Below are 18,320 nucleotides of genomic sequence, written 5' to 3'. Positions count from 1 at the left end.
GGAGAGGGCTGTTACTTCCAGCTCGACAGCCACCAGCGGGCGAACTCGTCCGGATGGGGCTTGAAGGTCAGGTCCTTTGACAGGCCGTAATTGATGTTGAAGTCGTACATCGGCAGCCAATAGGCCTGATCGGCGATCTTCTTCAGCGCCTTGGCATAGTTCGCCTCGCGTAGGGCACGGTCCTGCGAGGTGTCGGCCGCGTTGACCAGCTCGATCACCTCCTTGTCCTGGACGAGGTCGTCGGCGCCGCCGCCGAAGAAGTTGGAGATGATGAAGGCGACGTCGCCGGTGCCGTAGCTGCCCCAGTTGGTGAAGAAGGTCGGCAATTCGCCCGCGCGCCATTTCTGCACGCCGGCGGCGTATTGCTGCTCGTTCAGCGTGACGCGGATGCCGGCCTTGCCGAGATCGCTGGCGATCGCCTCGGCGACCGGGCGCGGCATGGCGGCGAAGACCATCTCGATATCGACGCCGTTGGCGAAGCCGGCTTCCGTCAGCAGCGCCTTGGCCTTGGCCGGGTCATAGGCGTATTTCGTCACGTCCTGCGCACAGCCGAACTGCTTGGGATTGCAGGCGGCATTGAGGACCTGTGAGGCACCGCCGGCGAAGGCCTTGACGATGGCCTCGCGGTTGACGGCGTGGTTGATCGCCTGCCGAACCTTCAGGTTCTTGGTCGGGTAGTCCTTGCCCTTACCCGTCACGGTCATGCCGACATAGGAGATGCGCATGATCGGGCCGTTGACGATCTGGACGCGGCTGGCGAGGCGCGCGGCCTGGTCCGGCGGGATGCGCCAGGTCCAGTCGAGCTTGCCGGCCATCAGTTCGGCGAACTGGGTGTTCAGCTCGGGAATGGTGCGCACCACGATCTTGCCGATCGCGGGCTTGCCCTTCGGGCTGCCGGCATAATGGCCGTCGAAGCGCTCGAAGGCGTAGCGGATGCCGGGCGTCATCTCGGTGAGCTTGTAGGGGCCAGTGCCGACGGGCTTGGCCGCCATGCCGGCCGAGCCGACCTCCTTGAAATAGGCGGCCGGGTAAATCGGCAGCGCATCGGCCAGCATCTCGACGGCGCCGGCGAAGGGCTTGGCCATCTTGATGCGGACCTGGAAGTCCGAGACCTTCTCGACCTTGTCGATCCAGTCCACGGCGATGCGGAAGCGCGTGCCGTAGGCGGGGTCGAGCACCGTGGTCAGGGTGTAGACCACGTCGTCGGCGGTGAACTTGGCGCCGTTATGGAAGGTCACGCCCTCGCGCAGGTCGAACTCCATCGTGGTCGGGTCGACGAAGCGCCAGGCCTTGGCGAGCGCCGGCTTGATCTCGCCGGTGTCGAGATCCTTGTAGAGCAGGCCGTCATAGATGTGCCGGGCGAGGATCAGGCCCTCGCGGCCGGCGATCTTGTAGGTGTCGAGCGCTTCCGGCTCGAGCGCGAAGGCGGCGTTCAGCGTGTCGTCGGCCTTGCCGGCTAGGGCCGGCACTGGCGCCAGCGCGAAGGAGGCGGCCAAGAGCGCGCCGGCCAGCGCGGTCGTTCCCAAAATCTTCATCGGTGTGTTCCCCTGTGTTTTCTGGATGATCCATCCGGCCGGAGCGCGCCTCTATGGGCGATTCTGCGGCTGGAGTCTGTTAGCGGCTCTTGGAGTCCTGCAGCTTTTCCCAGAGCGTCCGTGCGCCGTTGATCTCGTCGATGCGTTCGCCCTTGAGGACGCGGGCGATGACATCGGGTTCGGCCGCCTGCATGGCGGCGCAGGTCCGCGCCAGCGCTTCGGCCTCGGCGGGATCGATGACGCAGACCCCGTTCTCGTCGGCGAGGACGAGGTCGCCGGGGCGCACCGTCGCGCCACCGCAGTTCACGGTCTCGCTGATCGTGCCGCCCTTGCCGAGCAGTTTCGTGGTGAGGGGCGAGCGGCCGCGGCACCAGACCGGCAGGCCCGAGGCGCGGATCGCCGCGACATCGGTGACGAAGCCGTCGATGACGACGCCGACGATGCCCGCGGCCTGCGCGGCGGCCGTCATCACCGCGCCCCAGCAGGCATGGCGGTCGTCGCCCTGGCGGTCGATGACGAGGATGTCGCCGGGCTTCGCCAGGGTCAGGGCGCAAGAGATCACGACGCCGTCATCGGGCAGGACGCTGACGGTGAGGGCCGGACCGCAGACGCGCGGGCCCTCGATGACGCACTGGATCGCCGGGACCATGAAACCCTCGGTCAGGATATGGCCGAGCGTCGCGGTCTCGATCCCGCGGAAGAGCGCGGCGCGCTGTGCGATCGAGGCTTCGGCCGATGATCCGGTCGCTGTCATGGTCGCCCTTGCGCTGGAGAATGTCCGTTCTGCCGAACCTACGGAAGCACCGAAACCGGGTCCAATAGACAGTTCCTATGCTAAGCATAGGCTTGCCACGGCAGCGGGTTTGCATAAGGGGCAGGGGTCACGAACGGAAGAGAGATACGCGCTTGAGCGGAACGAAGCCGAAGCTGCACCATCTCAACTGGAACCTGCTGCACACCTTCCTCGTCATCGTCGAGGAGCGCAGCATCACGCGAGCCGCCGACCGTCTGCTCGTGCGCCAGCCGACGGTCAGCGCGGCCCTTCAACGCCTGGAGGAGACGCTGGGCGGCCAGCTCATCCAGCGCGACAGCCGCCGCTTCGTCCTGACCAAGCGCGGCGAGCTGCTCTACAAGGAATGCGTCGACATCTACCGCAGCGTCGCGCGCATCGGCGACCGCCTCTCGGAGGATCATGACGACCTGACGGGCCTCGTGCGATTGCTCGTCGTGACCCATGTCGTGCTGCCGCCGCTCGACCGGACGCTGACGCTGCTCAACCGCAAGCATCCCGGCGTCAGCGTGCGGATCGACGTCGCCAACAGTCAGGACATCGTCCGCGCGGTCTCGCAGAAGCTCAGCCCCTTCGGCTTCTGCCTGCTGTCGAAGCCCTTGGCCGGGCTCGATTGCCGGCCGCTCCTGCGCGAGGAATTCGGCATCCTGTGCGGGCGCGGGCACCCGCTGTTCGGGCTCGCGGACGTGCCGCTGGCGGAACTGCGCGACGAGCCTTTCGTCGCGCTCGCCTGCGGGCAGGACGGCGCGCTGGAGCCGATGGTCTCGGTCAGGGAAGGGGCGGGCCTCGGCAGCCGGGTCGTCGGCTCAAGCCCCAATCTCGAAGAGGTCACGCGGATGATCGCCGCAGGCCTCGGCATCGGCATCCTGCCGCTGGCCTCGGTCGCCGAGGCGCTGGAGAGCCGCTCGCTGTGGAACCTCGCGCGGTCCGAGGACCTGCTCGGTGCCGATCTCTATTTCGTCTCCAACCCGGCCATGCAGCTCAGCGCCGCGGAAGAGGCCTTCCTGCGGCTGTTCGAGCAGCGGCTGAGCGCGACCGAGGAGGAGCCGGCGGCGGAGGCCGCCGAGGCTCTGCTCAGCGATCCGCCCGTGCCATGACGGTGTGAAGCAGCACGTTGAGGCCCGGTTCCAGGTCTTCCTTCGTGCAGAGCTCGGCGTTGTTATGGGTGATGCCGCCCTTGCACGGAGCGAAGATCATCGTCGTGGGCGCATGGCGCGCGACGAAATAGGCATCGTGGCCGGCCTGGCTGAGGATGTCCTGGGTGCGATAGCCCAGCGCGAGCGAGGTCTGGCGCACGCTGTCGATCAGCTCCTGCGCGAAGATCTTGCCGCCCCATTTCCAGACATCGAGGATTTCGGCTGTGCAGCCGGCGCGGGCGGCGGATTCGCCGACGGCGCGGCGGACGCGCTCGGCCATGACCTCGGAGGTCTCGGGATCGGGATGGCGGACGTCGCAGACGGCCTGCGCCCAGTCCGAGAGGATGCCCGGCTTGTTCGGCCAGGCGGCGAGGCGGGCTGCCGTCGCCTTGCCGCCGCCGGCGGCATAGGCCCAGCCGATCTCGTCGGTTTCGACCAGCAGGCGGGCGCCGGCCAGAAGGGCGTTGCGGCGGCGTTCCATCGGCCAGGGGCCGGTATGGGCGGTCTCGCCCTTGAACTCGACGAGCATGCCGGTGCTCGGGAAGCCGCCGGTGACGACGCCGACCTGCATGCCGTCGCGGTCGAGATAATAGCCCTGCTCGATATGGAACTCGACATAGGCATCGAAGGCGTGGGGGGCGGCTTCCATCGCGCCGCGATAGCCGATCCGCTCCAGCTCCTGGCCGATCGTGCGGCCGTCCTCGTCGGTGCGCCCCTGCGCGAAGTCGAGCGTATAGGCGCCGACGAAGCAGCCGGAGCCGACCATCGGCGGCGAGAAGCGCGCCCCTTCCTCGTTGGTCCAGTTGACGATCTCGATCGGCCGGCGCGTGCGATGGCCGAGGGCATCGAGCGTGCGGCAGACCTCGAGCCCGCCGAGCACGCCGGCGATGCCGTCGAAGCGGCCGCCATTGATCTGCGTGTCGAGATGGCTGCCCATCACCACGGGCGGCAGGCTGTCATCGGTGCCGGCGCGGCGGGCGAAGATGTTGCCGATGCCGTCGACGCGGACGGTGAGCCCGGCCTCGCGGCACCAGCCGACGAAGGTGTCGCGGATGTCCTTGTCGGCATCGGACAGGGCGAGGCGCGAGAGGCCGCCCGGACGGCCCGGGCCGATCTCGGCAGAGCGCTCGATCGTGGTCCAGAAGCGCTCGATGTCGATACGGGCCGTGTCGAGGCTGGGCATGACGGTCTCCTCTCCGCCGGGCCGGGCGGGAGCTGCTGCGGGGCGATGACGCGACGGGGTCGCGCCGCGAGTGCGGGCGAACCGTCCAGCTCAGGATTTCAGGCGAGGGGCGGCGCAGGCAAATAGATATTGCCTATGCTTGCCATCGGGTGCCTGCGTCAGCGCCGGCTTCCGGCCTGCTCGGCCTGCTCGGCCTGCTCGGCCGCGCGCTGCCGCGGCCGGACGATCGCCCAGGAGCCGATCAGCACGATGAGCTCGGAGAGCGCGCCGCCGAGCAGCGCCCAGGATGGCGGGACTGTCAGCAGCAGGACGAAGACGAGCAGCAGGCCCGCCGCGGCGGCGATGGCCGAAAGGATGGCGATCGAGCGAAAATCCTGCACGATCTCCAGCCAGATGCGCGGCATGACATAGAGCATCGGCAGGCTGCTCATCACCCAGGCCAGGATCGAGATCTTCAGGAAGCGCGAGCCTTCGAGGCTGTTAGGCTCGATGAAGGGCAGGGCGATCAGGACGACGATGCCGTAGAGGATGCCGAGGCAGGCCAGCGGCAGGGGCCAGCGCCGCAGCCGCTCCCCGACCTTGGCGAAGTCGCGATGCGCCATGAGCTTGGAGAGCTCGGGGTGCATCATGTTGGCGAAGGCGGTTGAGACGATGCGCAGGGGCACGAAATTGACCAGCGCCGCTGCGATCGGCGCATAGGCCGCGGGGCCGGCCATGGCCGCGACCATCAGCGCCATGCCCTGGCCCTGCAGATTGGTGATCGTCACGCTCAGCACCGACCATTTCAGGTCGCGCCAGAGCCGCCGGTAGCGCCGCCAGAGATGTGGGCCGAAGCTGACCCGGATGGGGCGGCGGCGCCCGAAGATCAGCATCACCGCGATGCCGAACGCATTCGCCGCCATCATCACCACGAAGGTATGCTGGAGGATATGGGTGCCGTCCCAGATCACCCAGGCCGTTCCCGCAGCGCCGCTCAGCGTGAAGGTGAGGTCGCTCATGCTCACCAGCATCTGGCGGTGGCGGGCGAAGAAGACGGTACGGATATGCGCCCGCATCGCCCACAGGCCGACGAAGGCGCCGCCGAATGGGGCGCCCTCGTCGAGCCAGGCGCTGAGGACGACGGTGACGACGAGGCCGAGCAGCAGCGACAGCAGCATCGCAGCCGAGCCGAAGCTGACCTCATAGGCGCCGGCCGTGTCGGGGCGGCGGCTCTGGGCGATCGCGATGCTGGCAGGCAGCGCCGTGAAGGCGCGGATATAGGTCAGGCCGAGGCCGCCGACGACCATCACCAGGGCAAAGATGCCGTAGTCGCGGGCCGAAATGGCATGCAGCAGCGCAATGTTGAGGCCGAGATGGAAGGCGCTCTGCATCGCCTCGCCGCCGACCATGACGACGAGCCGCAGGATGATCTGGCGGATGGCCTGGAGGTTCATCGCCGGCGGGCCGGACTCTGGCGCAGCATGTCGTCGGCGACGGCGGCGATGGCTTGCGCCACGGCCTGTTCGCTGAACAGGGCGTTGAAGCGCTCACGGCCGGCGAGGGCCATCGGCGCTAGCAGGCCCGGGTTGCCGACGATCCCGGCGAGCGCCTGGGCGAGCGCATCGGCATCACCCGGCGGCAGCAGGCGGCCGGTGATGCCGTCCGCGACGACCTCGCGCAGCCCCCCTATGGCGGAGGCGAGCGGTGGGCGGCCGAAGGCCATCGCCTCTATCGCTACGCGGCCGAGCGATTCGGGCCGGCGCGACGGCACGGCGACCACATCGGCCCAGCGATAGAGCGGGGTCGGGTCGTCGAGGAAGGGCTCGACGCTGACATGGGACGCGAGGCCGGCGCTGATCACGGCGTCTCGCAATGCCATTTCGAGGCCGGGATCCTCGAAGGCGCTGCCGACGATGCGGGTCTCGACCCGGTCGCGGATATCGGGGGGCAGGGCGGCAAGCGCGGCGAGCAGGATTTCCTGCCCCTTGATGCGGTTGATCCGGCCGAGCATCAGCACGCGTAAGGAGCGCTTGCCGTCATAGTCGGTCGGTGCCCAGTCGGCTGGGCCGGCGACGCCGTTATAGATGACATCGGCAGCGTGACCGGGTGGGGCGTCGAAGGCGTCGCGTGTCGCTCGCGAGTTGAAGATCAGCCGGGCGCGGCCCCAGAGGATGAGCCGGCGCAGCAGCGCGCGCGTCGTGCCTTCGGGAATCTCGTGGATGTGCTGGAGCGCCTTGCCCGGAAAGAACCGGGCCGCGAGCACGTGATCGACGATGACCGAGGTGTTGACATATACCAGATCGCATCGCCTGAGACGCCGTGCGGCCCGGAGCACGGCGAGGGGCAGGACCACCGGCGCGGTCGCGACCAGCCGGGGCAGGTCCTTGCGCCTCAGCACCCAGAGCGGCTCGATCACGATCCTGCTGGCATTGGCTTCGAGCAGTCCGCGGATCGGTCCCTCGCGCGGCAGGACGACCTCGATCTCGGCTGAGGGATAGGCCTGGCGCAACGCGGCGACGCTTTCGGCGAAGCTCCTGTCCGAGCCGTAGAGCTCGTAGCCCTGGTGAATGCAGGCGATGCGCAGCGTCACGATCCATGTCCGTTCAGGGTCGTCCTGGTCCCGGCCGAACGAGTCCCGGAATGCGGGAAAGCAGGTCCTAACCATTCCGGATGAAAGGAGGATAAATCATGGAAATTCAAGGCATAATGAAACTGCGACGCTTCGCTCGCGACGATGTGCGAGCCGGTTTGGACAGTTTGAAAATGGCGACCCCTCCCACCCTGCTGATCCTCGGAACGCGAGGGATTCCGGCAGCGCATGGCGGTTTCGAGACCTTTGCGGAGAAGTTGGCGCTCTTTCTCGTCGAGCGCGGCTGGCGCGTCGGCGTCTATTGCCAGGACGAGGTGGCGACCGTCACGCAGCGCTTTCGCAGCGAGATGTGGCGCGGCATCGAGCTGATCCGCACGCAAGTGGCGTCGGAGGGGCCGAAGGCAACGCTCGAATTCGACTGGCACTGCGTGCGGGACGCAGCGCGGCGCGAGGCTGTCAGCCTCGTGCTGGGCTATAACGGGGCCGTCTTCCTGCCCTGGCTGCGCCTCTCCGGGCGGAAGATCCTGACCAATATGGATGGGATTGAATGGCGCCGGCCGAAATGGCCTTTCCCGGTCCGTGCCTGGTTCTGGATCAATGAATGGATCGCGGCCTGGTCGTCGCATCGGCTCGTGGCCGACCATCCGATCATCGCCGATCACCTGGCGACCCGACGGCCGCGTTCCGCGACAGTGATGATCCCCTATGGCGGCGTGCCGATCGCGTCGGCGCCGACGGGCCCGCTTACCCGGCTCGGCCTCGAAAGCGGGCGCTATCTCGTCTCGATCGCCCGGATCGAGCCGGACAACTCGATCCTGACGCTGGTCGAGGCGTTCTCGCGCAAGCGGCGCGGCATGAAGCTCGTGGTCCTCGGGACGCTCTCGGACGAGATCGAATACCATCGCCGGATCATGGCCGCGGCCGGGCCGGAGGTGCTGACGCCGGGCGCGATCTACGACGCAGGCATCGTGCAGGCCCTGCGCTTCCATGCCCGCGCCTATATGCACGGCCATACGGTCGGCGGCACCAATCCGTCGCTTGTCGAGGCGCTCTGGGCCGGCAATCCTGTCATCGCGCATGACAATGCCTATAATCGCTGGACGGCTGGCGATGCCGGCTTGTTCTTCAGCGACGAAGCCAGCTGTTCCGAGGCGATCGAGCGGCTGATCGCCGACGATGCCCTGGCCGCGCGCCTGAAGATCGCGGCGCTGGCGCGGGCGCAGGAGGGTTTCCAGTGGCAAGCCGTCCTCGAACAATACGAGCGCGAGGCGCTGGCCCTGATGGATCGGGCTGTCGTGCCGGAGCTGACCTCCGCCAAGCTGGCCGACAAGGGCTCCGGATGAGCTTCACGCGCCGCGCCGTTCTGGCGGGAGCCGCCGGGGCGGCGCTCCTCGGCTCGGGACAGGTGCGTGCGGCCGGGCCGCTCATCCTGCGGCGCGGGATCAACCTGTGGCCCTGGTTCTCGCTGACGCGAGAGCACCCGGCGCCGCGGACCGATTACGACTGGCCGCCGTTCCAGCTTGACCGGCAGGTTCCGACGGTGCGCGATCTCGGACAGCTGCGACGGGCGGGTTTCGATTTCGTGCGTATCCCGGTCGATCCCGGCCCGATCGTCGCCGCGGCGCCGCGCGAGCGGGCGATCCTGCTCGATCAGGTCATGGCGGCGGTTGCGCTGGCGCTCGGCCAGGATTTCACCGTCGTCCTCAATCTCCACGCCAACGCGGCGACGCATCACTGGACGCCGGCCTACCTCTTCGGCAGCGAGGCCGCACCCGGCTTTCCGGCCTATCTCACGCTGATTGCGGAACTGGCGCGGCGGCTCGCCCGGTTGGGGGCCGACCGCGTCGTGCTCGAACCCGTCAACGAACCGTTCCAGGCTTGCGGCGACGCCGAATGGGAGCGGGTCCAGAAGCGCATGCTGGCCGCTGCGCGCAGCGCGGCCCCTGGCCTCACCCTGGTCGCGACGGGGGCCTGCGGCAGCATGATCGCCGGGCTGGAGCCGCTGAAGGCCCAGTCGCTCGCGGCCTTCGAGCCGCTGCTCTTCACCTTCCATTTCTACGAGCCCTACCTGTTCTCGCATCAGGGCGCGAAATGGATGAGCGAGCCGTTCTATCCCGCGCTGAACGCGGTGCCCTGGCCGGCCTCGCGCGGAACGCTGGAGACGACGCTGACCGCCGTCCGTGCCCGCATGGCCGAACTCGGCCAGCCGGCAGCGGGGGGCGGTGCAGCCGTCTATCGGGAGACCGAGCGGGTGCTGAAGGAGTATTTCGACGCCCAGCCGGACCGCCCCTTCATCGAGGGCTATCTGCGCCAGGTCCGCGGCTGGGCGCAGCGCGAGGGTGTCGCGCCCGGCCGCATCCTGATGGGCGAATTCGGCGCCGTCCGGACCGGGGCCGGCATCGCCGCATCCGCGCCGGCCGACCGGGCGCGCTATGTCCGCGATGTCCGGATGAGTGCCGAGGCGCTCGGCTTTCCCTGGGCGTTATGGAATCTGTTCGACAGCCTGGGGCTGCTGGTCGACGACGTCAGCCGGCAGCTCGACCCGGCCATGATCGAGGCGCTCGGGCTGCGGACGCCTGGCTGAGCGGCGCGGCCTCGATCGAACGCTCGGGCCGATACAGGCAGAACACCACGATTGCGAATTTGGCGGGCAGGTTCGTCTTCGTCGCGATGCTCTCCGAGCCGTTCAGCAGGATGATCCAGACGACCATCGGCAGCCAGACGCCGCCGGCCCGCCCGATCCGCGCGAACTCGTACATGAACAGGCCGAAGGCCACGGTCACCAGCGCGGTGACGATCGCGCCCTGGTAGAGGACCATGCGGATGAAGGGGTTCTCGATGCCCCATTCCAGGCCGTTGACGCGCCGGAGCGTGTCGACGAGGTCGTTGTCCGGGCCAAAGACGAGATCGCCCAGCGAGAACATGCCGAGCAGGTCGAGCATCTCCTTGCGCGCATTGGCGCTGCCGCCGTCGGAGACGAAGCGTGTCGCCAGATCGTCGAAGAAGCCGAGCGCCGCCAGCCCGCCGATCGCGACCGGCAGCAAGGCCGCCAGAACGCAGGCGATCGCAGCGCCGACCAGCGGGATCCGCCCGCCGCGCAGCGCGGAAAACAGCATGGCGATGCCGTAGCAGAGGCCGAGCGCCAGCGAGACCAGCAAGGCTGTCCGGCCGCCGAAGACGACGAGGGCTGCGCTCTGCAAGGCGATCAGCGTGCCGCGGACAGCCGGCGACAGGGGGCGGGCTCCGCTGATCAGCGCCATCAGATAGCAGGCGGTGATCATGGCATTGGCCAGCGGATGGCCGTGCAGCGCGGCGGAGCGCGTATCGGTCTCGAAGGCGATGCCGTCGAAGCGGTAGGGGAAGAAGCGGATCTGGACGACGAATTCGGCGAGCGCGAGCAAGGCGTTCAGCGTCATCACGACATGCAGCAGCATGGTCAGGGTCGCCATGGTCTCGTCATCGGCATCGGCGAGCAGGAAGACCAGCAGGCAGGAGGCGACATAGGTATCGACCATGCCGCCGATGCCGGCGCCGCCGCGCAGGATGGTCACGACGATGATGGCGATGGTGACGACCAGCATCAGCAATGTGGCCGGCCGGACGGAGGCGAGATGGATGCTGCGGCTGACCGGATCTCCGCTGGCGATCACGCTCCAGCAGAAGGTCAGCACGATCAGGTAGGTCGAGGGATGGATCTTGCTCGCGGCCGAGCCGGTGAGACCGTCATAGTTGTAGCCGACGAGCCAGAGCATGCCGCCGGAGACGCAGAACAGCACCAGCACCGCGGCGATGAGGCCGATGCGGCTCAGGCCGTCGAGCCGGGCCCAACCCGGTGCCGCCCGCAGCTCGGCGGCGGGGCTCATGAGATGATTTTGCTGCATTTTCTTCACGCGAACCGGTGTCCACTTCGCTTGAAAATGCTCTAGCCGCGCCCGCTGCCGTCGACGAGGATCGTCGCCGTGATCGAGCGGCCCATGATGCGCGCGGCCTCCATGGCCTGGACGATATCCTGCTGGCGCGTCCCGTAAAGCCGCGTGACCAGCACGATCTCCTCGGCCATGCCGACGAGCGGCGCGATCCCGACATTGCGGCCGAGCGAGCCGCCATCCATCACCACAAGGTCGAAATGCCGGCTGGCATCGGCGAGCATCCGCGCCGCGAAGGTCCGGCCGACGCCCTTCTGCGGCGGAGCCTTGCGGCGCCCGCCCGACATCATCGCGACATCCTTGCTGGCGCCGAAATGGATCGCCGCCTCGAGGCTGCTTTCGCCACGGAGCAGATCCATCAGGCCGGGGCCGGTTTCCTCCGGCTCCTTCTCGAGATCGGCGTCGATCAGCAGGACGCGCTCGCCCTGCTGGACCGCGGCTTCCGCGAGCAGATCGGTGACGCGCTCGCGATCGCCGGCGTCGCCCTCGACCGAGGTCAGGAGCAGGCTGCGGGCGGCCGTGGCTGCCGTTTCCGATGTGTTGAACAGGCGCAGCAGCGCGAAGCCGGCCTCGCTTCTGGCTTCGGCCGGCGCCGGAGGCGTCTTCCGCAGGCGCCAGCGCCGCTTCGCCGCCGGCTTGCCGGGGCGCAGCACGGCGATGACGGGCGCACCGACCAGCGCCTCGGCCTGGGCACGGGAGATGAGGTGGGGGGCGGCATATTCGCTGATCAGCGCGATGCCGGCGCCGAGGCCTAAGCCCAGCATCCCGGCGGCGGCGATGAGCGGCAGGGTCGGGGGCCAACTCGCCTGCTGCGGCGGCTGCGCCCGGCTGATGACGCGGGCATTGGTGGTATCGAGATTGGCCTGCTCGCGGGTTTCCTGAGCGCGCAGCAGGAAATTGGCATAGACGGTGCGGGCCGCTTCGAGGTCGCGCTGGAGATCGCGCAGCCGGACGGAGGCCTGGTCGGCGCCTTGCGTCTGCCGGGTCAGGGCTTCCAGCTTGCCGGCGAGGAGCTTCTCGTTGCCCTGCGCGCGCTCGTAATCGGTGCGCACGGACTGTTCGATGCGGGCGATCTCGGTCGCGATCATCCGGCGGATCTGGACGAGCTGGCTCTGGGCCGCGCCGATCGAGGGATGGCGCGGGCCGAGCTGGCTCTGCAGGTCGGCTTCGCGCTGGACCAGCGTCGCTTCCTGCTCGCGCAGCTTGGCGACGACCGGCGACTGGATCGCCTCGGTCGAGTTGCCGGCGAGGCTGCCGCCGCGGCGCTGCTGGGCGATCTGCTCGACCTGCGACTTGAGCGCGGCGGTGCGCGCCTGGGCAGCGGACAATTGGTTGCTGATCTCGCCGAGCTGCTGGTCGCTGATCAGGCGGCCGGAGGAGGCAACGAGGTTGTTCTGGGCACGGTAGCGCTCGACGGCGTTCTCGGCCTTCTCGACGCGCTTGCGCTGTTCGTCGAGCCGGGCGGTCAAGGCGTCGGACGCCTCGGTCGCCGCCTTGCTGCGGGCGTCGGCCTGGTCGGCGAGATAGGCTTCCGCGATGGCATTGGCGAGTTTCGCGGATTTCTCCGCATCCTTCGTCGTCACGACGACGTCGACGACGAAGACCTTGTCGGCGCGCCGCACCGAGAACTTGCGGCGCAGATTGGCCAGCGCGCGCGCTTCTGCCGGTGTCAGGCTGCCATCGGCGTTCGGCGTGTCGTTCGCGACCCGGCCGAGCAGGCGCGAGAGCAGGCCCAGGCCGTTGAATTCGCTGTCCTCGGTGAGATGGGTCGAACGGATGGCGCGCATCAGCACGCTGGTGGACTGGATGACGCTGGCCTGGCTCTCGACCTGCGCCAGCCCGCCATCCGGCGAGACGGAGCTGGGATTGACGTCGTTGCTGACGACGTTGCGGTCACGCGGGTCGATCAGGAGCTGGGCCGAGGCGGTGTAGAGCGGCGCTGTGACGACGCCATAGGCCAGCGCAAGGCCAGCCAGCAGGCCGGCGATGGCCAGAATCATGACGCGGCGATGCCAGAGGATGCGCCAGAGCTCGGAGATCTCGACGGCACCATCCTGACGCCGGCGATAGCTCTCCCGAGGAGCCGGCTGCACCGCTTCCTCCTGCCGATGATCGCTTGCAGCCAGGCTGGCCATGCCTCTACTCTACCAACGCAACAACGCTGGCGCTGCGGTTTTTCAAAGCCGCAACACCTCGGCGACCATGCCATGGACTCCTTAACAAGCCGCGCTCGCCGGCATCGGGGCTGCGGCGGCAGGGCTAACGAAATCGAAATCCTGATATGGCAGGTTGCGGCCCGCTCGCGGATCGCCTGATACGCGCAGCGGCGTTAGGTGGGGCATGCGACTGACGTTGAACATCGATGCGTCGCCGCTGCGGCGATGGCATCTCCTGCTGATCGAGCGCCTGGAGACGATTTCGGGTCTCGACCTGTCGATCTCGCTGCCGGAAACGGATCTTCCCGACCAGAGCGGGCTCGGCCCATTGTTCCGCGTCGAAGGCCTTCTCCATAACCTGCGCTCCGATGGCCTGTTCGCCAGGGCATCCCGGGCGGAGGTGACGGTTGCGACCGATCGGCCCATGGACGAATCCGATCTGGTTCTCGACCTCGGAGACGGGCGCGCGTCCGTGCCGGGCCGCCGCTGGACCCTACATGTCGACGGCGACGCCGGGGAGGGCGCGCTCGTTGCGGCCCTGCTCGCCGGGCGGATGCCCCTGGTCGAGCTGAAGGAGGGCGGCGCGCTGATCGCCGCCGGCCGGCCGGGAACCGAATATGGCCGCATCCTTCTGGCGACGCTGGACGATGTTCTCAGCCGCGTGGTGACGCTGATCGTCTCTGCCGTGTCGGGCGGGCGGTTGCGCGTTCCCACCCTGCCGCCGACCGAGGCCGAGCAGGCGGCGGCCGTGCCGCAGGCCGGCATCGCGCAAACCGTCGTCAAGGCCGGGTTCTCGAAGGCGATCGAGCTGGTCTATCGGAGCTGCTTCCATGCGCCGCATTGGCGCGTCGGCTGGCGCAGGCTCGACGGCCCCGACCTGTTTGCGTTGAAACGGCATCCCGACAGCGGCTGGACCGACCTGCCGGATGACGGCACCCGCTTCTACGCCGATCCGTTTCCGATCCTGCACGAGGGCAAGCTCACGCTCTTCGTCGAGGATTTCGTCCATGCGACCGGCAAGGGCATCATCTCGGCGGTCGAGTTCGGGCCGGACGGTCCCTTGGGTGCGCCCGAGCCCGTCTTCGAGCAGCCGGGCCATCTCTCCTATCCCTTCGTCTTCGCGCGGGATGGCGAGGTCTGGATGATCCCGGAGAGCTGCAGTGCGGGCCGGGTCGACCTGTTCCGGGCGACGGCCTTCCCGGGCGGCTGGGTGAAGGAGGCGACCCTGATCGAGGGCGTCACCGCGAGCGACGCCACCCTTGTCGAGCGTGACGGGCTCTGGTGGCTGTTCGCAACGGTGCGCGATGGCGGCGGCTCGTTCTCCGACGCGCTGCATCTGTGGTCGGCGCCGGATTTCCGCGGACCGTGGACAGCGCATCCGCGCAACCCCGTGCTGATCGATATCGCCTCGGCGCGCCCTGCCGGGCAGATGGTCATACGCGATGGCGAATTGCTGCGCCCGGTGCAGGATTGCCGCCAGGGCTACGGCAAGGCGCTCGGCATCGCCCGCGTCACGCGGCTCGACGGCGAGGGCTTCGCGCAGGAGGTCGAGACCATCATCGAGGCCGGAGGACCGCTCTGGCCGGGCCGGCGCCTGCACAGCCTGAACAGCGCCGGCGGGTTCGAGTTCATCGATGGCTCGGCGATGGTTCGGCGGAATCCGCTGGCGCGCCGGAAGCCGGCGGCCGTGCTCGCCAGTTCCTGAGGGCGTGGCCGCCCCGGTCGGCGAACACGGCGAGCCGGCCGACCAGCGTGCGTGCGCCGGTGACCGAGTCCAGTGTCTCGGATTGCGTGGCGAAGCGCCGCTTGAAGTCCTCGCCACCGCACATGAAGTCGACCATCTCCAGCCCCTGGTCGATCGACCACTGGATATAGTCCATCATCAGGACCATGCCGGGCGAGGCGCGCTCGAATTCCGGGTCGTAGGTGGTGATGAAGGCCATCATCCGGCGGCGCTGGACGACATTGATCGAGACGGCGACAACGGTGCCGGCCAGTTCCAGCACGAAGACATGCAGGATGCCGAGGCGTTTCATCACGTCGACGAGTGCGGCCAGCGCGGGCGCGCCCTCGTCGAACAGGTCGGAGGCGCGGCCATGCCGCTCCAGCCATTTGCGCTTGAGCGCGGCGACGCGGGTCAGCACCGGCTCCAGCGGTTCGTCCGGTGTCATCAGGCGGAAGCGGAGTTCGCCGCCTTCCTCCATGAATTTCCGACCGCGCCGGTAGTTCTGCCGGGTCTTCTTCGACTGCGCCTCGAACCAGTCCGTGCCGCGCGGCCAGGGACCGGCCACGCGATAGCTGACCTCGCTGCGATGGTTGGGGCGCAAGGTGCCGGCGGTTACGTCCGGGGCGATGATGCTCCGCATCGCGGCATCGGGCAGGAGCCGGTTGAGGTAGAGCATGTCGAAGCGGCCGGTCGCGGCGATCTCCCACCACAGGGCGCTGACGGCATCGCGGTTCCGGTCCGGGGCGAGGAGCGCGTCGCCATAGTCGCTATGCTCCTTGGCGGCCCATTCGAGCACGGTGACGCCGCGGCGGCGGATCGTGGCGAAAGGCAGCACGGCTTCGAGTTCGGCGCCGTTCCAGACCAGGCCGATCACGAGGTCGCGGTCGTCGCGGCGCGTCGCGGTGCGCCACCAGGCATCGATCCAGGCATGGCTCTGGAAGACGAGGCCGTCGGCGCGCTGCCAAAGCGCATCCCAGGCCGGCGCGAGCGCGGCGAACTTCTGATAGGAGGTGATGGTCTCGATGTGCCGGCCGCCTGCCGCAGCGAGCCGCTTCTGCCCGCTCACGACCCGGTTTCCTCGATCTCCGGAGTGTCCTTCCGGCTGGCGCGCGGACGCAGGCGCAGCCTGATCTGGTGCCACATCCGCCGGAGCGGCATGAGATAGAGGCCGGAGAGCGACTGGTAGTCGCGGACGCCGCGCTCCATCAGTCCGAACTTGAAGTCCTCGTCGGGCTTCGGCACGCAGAGCGTCCCGAAGAAGCGATCCCAGAACGAGAAGAGTAGGCCGAAGTTCTTGTCGTAATGACGCGGGTCGACGCTGTGGTGCAACTGATGCCAGTGCGGGCACAGGACGACATTGTTGAGCGATCCGAACGAGATCTTGAAATGGGTGTGCCTGACGAAGTCCATCATCAGGATGTTGCGCATCACATAGACATTGATGCCGAAGACGGTGAGCTCGACCAGGTTGAGCGAGACCAGCGACCAGATGCCGAAGCAGATGCCGGGGATGACGCCGTCCCAGGCGCGGTTCATCAATTCGTCGAGCGGGTGGACGCGATCCTTGGTGATGCCGACCATCACCTCGGCCGAATGATGGACCTTGTGCAGTTCCCACAGGATCGGGAAGCGGTGCTGCGCGACATGGTAGAAGTAATAGGAGATGTCGTAGGCGAGCAGCATCGTCACGGTGAAGATCACCGTGGTGACCGGGCCGGCCGGGCCGGGGATCAAGGGCGGGTCGATCTGGAGGAGCGTCGCCAGCACCCGGTTGGTGGCGTAGCCGACCGCCACGACGAAGGTGACCCCCGCCGGCAGCATCAGGAAAGGCATGAGCGCCTTGCGCGTGACCCAGAACAGCAGGTCGGCCTTCGCGGACGGGTGCGTGATGATCTCGTGGGGAAATACGAAGTCGAAGAACTCGCGGAAGCTGCGCTCCTTGGTCGTCCTGAGATAGGCGACCAGCGCGCTGACGAGCGCCGTCAGCAGGAGCAACCCGGTCGTCACGAGGCTCGTCGCCGAAATCTTGTCCAGGATCTTGCCGACGAAGTCGGTCATCTCAGCAAACATCGGCATCTCGATCTTCGATGCGGAATCTCATCTCCGGCACGCAGGTGATTAAACCTTCGGCCGGCGCGATGATAGGCCGATGCCCGGGCCGAAGCGATTTCTGGTTAAGCCCGGACGACCGCATTCGCAGAATCCCGGAGGCGGCGGGGCGGGCGATCGGCCGCTCTTCCGCCCGCGCTAGGCTGCCCCGGCGCCGGTCAGCGGTCGGGCGACAGCTCCGCATAGACCAGACGGTTGCGCCCCTCGTTCTTGGCGCGGAACAGGGCGAGGTCGGCGGCATTGACCAGCCTCGCGGGGTCGCCCTCGGTGTCAGGCCAGGCGGTCGCCACGCCGGCGCTGATCGTCACGCGGTCGGCGCCGTGAGCGATGTTGAGGTCGCGCACGCCCTGCACCAGCCGCTCGGCGACATAGCTGGCGCCTTCCTGCGGCACGCCGGTCAGGATGACCACGAACTCCTCGCCGCCGAAACGCGCGGCGAGATCGGTCGAGCGGGTCGAGCCGTCCTGGATCACGCGCGCGACCTGCTTCAGCACGTCGTCGCCGGCGAGATGGCCATAGGCGTCGTTGTAGCGCTTGAAATGGTCGACATCGATCATCAGCACCGAGAGCGGGCTCTGGGTGCGCTGGCAGCGCTTCCATTCGGCCGTGAGGTACTCGTCGAAATAGCGGCGGTTGCCGAGACCGGTGAGGCCGTCGATCCGGGTCAGGCGCTCCAGCTCGAGATTGGCCCGCATCAACTCGCGCTGGCTTTCGCGCAGCGCGCGATAGGCCTCGTCGCGCTGGAGATGATCGAGATAGGCGCGGGTGTGGTAGCGCACACGGGCGATCAGCTCGATCTTGTCGGGAAGCTTGACGAGATAGTCGTTGGCGCCGGCCTGGAACGCCTCGCTCTTGGTCGCCGGGTCCTCCTTGGTGGAGAGCACGATGACCGGCACGGCATGCAGCGCCGGATGCTTGCGGTACTGGCGGACGAGGTCGAGCCCGTCGACGCCGGGCATGACCAGATCCTGCAGGATCACCGTGGGCTTCACCCGCTGTGCGACCGCGATCGCCTCGAGCGGGTCGGTGCAGTAGTGGAAATCGACATCGCCGTGATGGGCGAGCGCGCGCCGGACCGCTTCGCAGACCATGACCTGGTCGTCGACGAGCAGGACCATGGACAGGTAGCTGTCGGCCGGCGGCGGGACATCGGTCTGGAAGGATTTCGTTTCGCCTGTCATGGGGCAACC

General features: G+C 68.0%; 14 protein-coding genes. 4 read left to right on the top strand and 10 right to left on the bottom strand.

Annotated features, from left to right (window positions below; translation table 11 throughout):
• Positions 1 to 11: 11 nt before the first annotated feature.
• Together ACFJGT_RS16040 and ACFJGT_RS16035 are read right to left on the bottom strand one after the other, a co-directional pair.
• Positions 12 to 1,535: an ABC transporter substrate-binding protein gene (locus ACFJGT_RS16040; RefSeq protein ID WP_377839208.1), complete on the bottom strand. Its 1,524-nt coding sequence runs from the start codon at positions 1,533 to 1,535 to the stop codon at positions 12 to 14.
• A gap of 79 nt (positions 1,536 to 1,614) precedes the next feature.
• Positions 1,615 to 2,289 carry an RraA family protein gene (locus tag ACFJGT_RS16035; protein WP_377839205.1) on the bottom strand — a complete coding sequence of 225 codons (675 nt, stop codon included), beginning with the start codon at positions 2,287 to 2,289 and terminating at the stop codon, positions 1,615 to 1,617.
• A gap of 152 nt (positions 2,290 to 2,441) precedes the next feature.
• On the opposite strand from ACFJGT_RS16035, the gene ACFJGT_RS16030 reads away from it, so the two are divergent.
• Positions 2,442 to 3,422, top strand: coding sequence for a LysR family transcriptional regulator (locus ACFJGT_RS16030; protein ID WP_377839202.1), 981 nt, complete (start codon positions 2,442 to 2,444; stop codon positions 3,420 to 3,422).
• On the opposite strand, the gene ACFJGT_RS16025 is transcribed toward ACFJGT_RS16030, so the two are convergent.
• The 3 genes from ACFJGT_RS16025 to ACFJGT_RS16015 all read right to left on the bottom strand — a co-directional run bounded on the left by ACFJGT_RS16025 (position 3,400) and on the right by ACFJGT_RS16015 (position 7,213).
• Positions 3,400 to 4,644: a Zn-dependent hydrolase gene (locus ACFJGT_RS16025; protein WP_377839195.1), complete on the bottom strand. Its 1,245-nt coding sequence runs from the start codon at positions 4,642 to 4,644 to the stop codon at positions 3,400 to 3,402. The genes ACFJGT_RS16030 and ACFJGT_RS16025 overlap by 23 nt on opposite strands.
• A 158-nt stretch (positions 4,645 to 4,802) precedes the next feature.
• Positions 4,803 to 6,077 carry a hypothetical protein gene (locus ACFJGT_RS16020; RefSeq protein WP_377839192.1) on the bottom strand — a complete coding sequence of 425 codons (1,275 nt, stop codon included), beginning with the start codon at positions 6,075 to 6,077 and terminating at the stop codon, positions 4,803 to 4,805.
• Positions 6,074 to 7,213, bottom strand: coding sequence for a glycosyltransferase family 4 protein (locus tag ACFJGT_RS16015; protein WP_377839188.1), 1,140 nt, complete (start codon positions 7,211 to 7,213; stop codon positions 6,074 to 6,076). The genes ACFJGT_RS16020 and ACFJGT_RS16015 overlap by 4 nt, the downstream gene beginning before the upstream one ends.
• Before the next feature lie 173 nt (positions 7,214 to 7,386).
• Between ACFJGT_RS16015 and ACFJGT_RS16010 the strand changes: the two genes are divergently transcribed.
• Together ACFJGT_RS16010 and ACFJGT_RS16005 are read left to right on the top strand one after the other, a co-directional pair.
• Complete coding sequence (locus ACFJGT_RS16010; protein ID WP_377839182.1) at positions 7,387 to 8,556, top strand: DUF1972 domain-containing protein; 1,170 nt, start codon at positions 7,387 to 7,389, stop codon at positions 8,554 to 8,556.
• On the top strand, positions 8,553 to 9,797 hold the full coding sequence (locus ACFJGT_RS16005; RefSeq protein ID WP_377839177.1) for a glycoside hydrolase family 5 protein: 1,245 nt from the start codon (positions 8,553 to 8,555) through the stop codon (positions 9,795 to 9,797). Before ACFJGT_RS16010 ends, ACFJGT_RS16005 begins: the two co-directional genes overlap by 4 nt.
• On the opposite strand, the gene ACFJGT_RS16000 is transcribed toward ACFJGT_RS16005, so the two are convergent.
• Both ACFJGT_RS16000 and ACFJGT_RS15995 read right to left on the bottom strand, forming a co-directional pair.
• Positions 9,739 to 11,076: a VpsF family polysaccharide biosynthesis protein gene (locus tag ACFJGT_RS16000; RefSeq protein WP_377839173.1), complete on the bottom strand. Its 1,338-nt coding sequence runs from the start codon at positions 11,074 to 11,076 to the stop codon at positions 9,739 to 9,741. The genes ACFJGT_RS16005 and ACFJGT_RS16000 overlap by 59 nt on opposite strands.
• Positions 11,077 to 11,135: 59 nt before the next feature.
• The gene (locus ACFJGT_RS15995) at positions 11,136 to 13,232 is read right to left on the bottom strand and encodes a GumC family protein (RefSeq protein WP_377839169.1); all 2,097 of its coding nucleotides are present in this window, start codon (positions 13,230 to 13,232) and stop codon (positions 11,136 to 11,138) included.
• Between the two features lie 196 nt (positions 13,233 to 13,428).
• On the opposite strand from ACFJGT_RS15995, the gene ACFJGT_RS15990 reads away from it, so the two are divergent.
• Positions 13,429 to 15,000, top strand: a complete 1,572-nt coding sequence (locus ACFJGT_RS15990) for a formyl transferase (RefSeq protein ID WP_377839165.1) — start codon at positions 13,429 to 13,431, stop codon at positions 14,998 to 15,000.
• On the opposite strand, the gene ACFJGT_RS15985 is transcribed toward ACFJGT_RS15990, so the two are convergent.
• From ACFJGT_RS15985 to ACFJGT_RS15975, 3 genes are all read right to left on the bottom strand, one after another.
• Positions 14,924 to 16,087 (bottom strand): GNAT family N-acetyltransferase, encoded by a 1,164-nt coding sequence (locus ACFJGT_RS15985; protein WP_377839162.1) that lies wholly within the window; start codon positions 16,085 to 16,087, stop codon positions 14,924 to 14,926. The genes ACFJGT_RS15990 and ACFJGT_RS15985 overlap by 77 nt on opposite strands.
• Positions 16,084 to 17,097: a sterol desaturase family protein gene (locus ACFJGT_RS15980; RefSeq protein WP_377839158.1), complete on the bottom strand. Its 1,014-nt coding sequence runs from the start codon at positions 17,095 to 17,097 to the stop codon at positions 16,084 to 16,086. Before ACFJGT_RS15980 ends, ACFJGT_RS15985 begins: the two co-directional genes overlap by 4 nt.
• 191 nt (positions 17,098 to 17,288) lie before the next feature.
• On the bottom strand, positions 17,289 to 18,311 hold the full coding sequence (locus ACFJGT_RS15975) for a diguanylate cyclase (RefSeq protein WP_377839154.1): 1,023 nt from the start codon (positions 18,309 to 18,311) through the stop codon (positions 17,289 to 17,291).
• Between the last annotated feature and the right edge of the window lie 9 nt (positions 18,312 to 18,320).

It is taken from the genome of Allobosea sp. UC22_33 (genome assembly GCF_042700715.1).
Lineage (GTDB): Bacteria > Pseudomonadota > Alphaproteobacteria > Rhizobiales > Beijerinckiaceae > Allobosea.
This window is presented reverse-complemented; position numbering and strand designations above follow the sequence as displayed.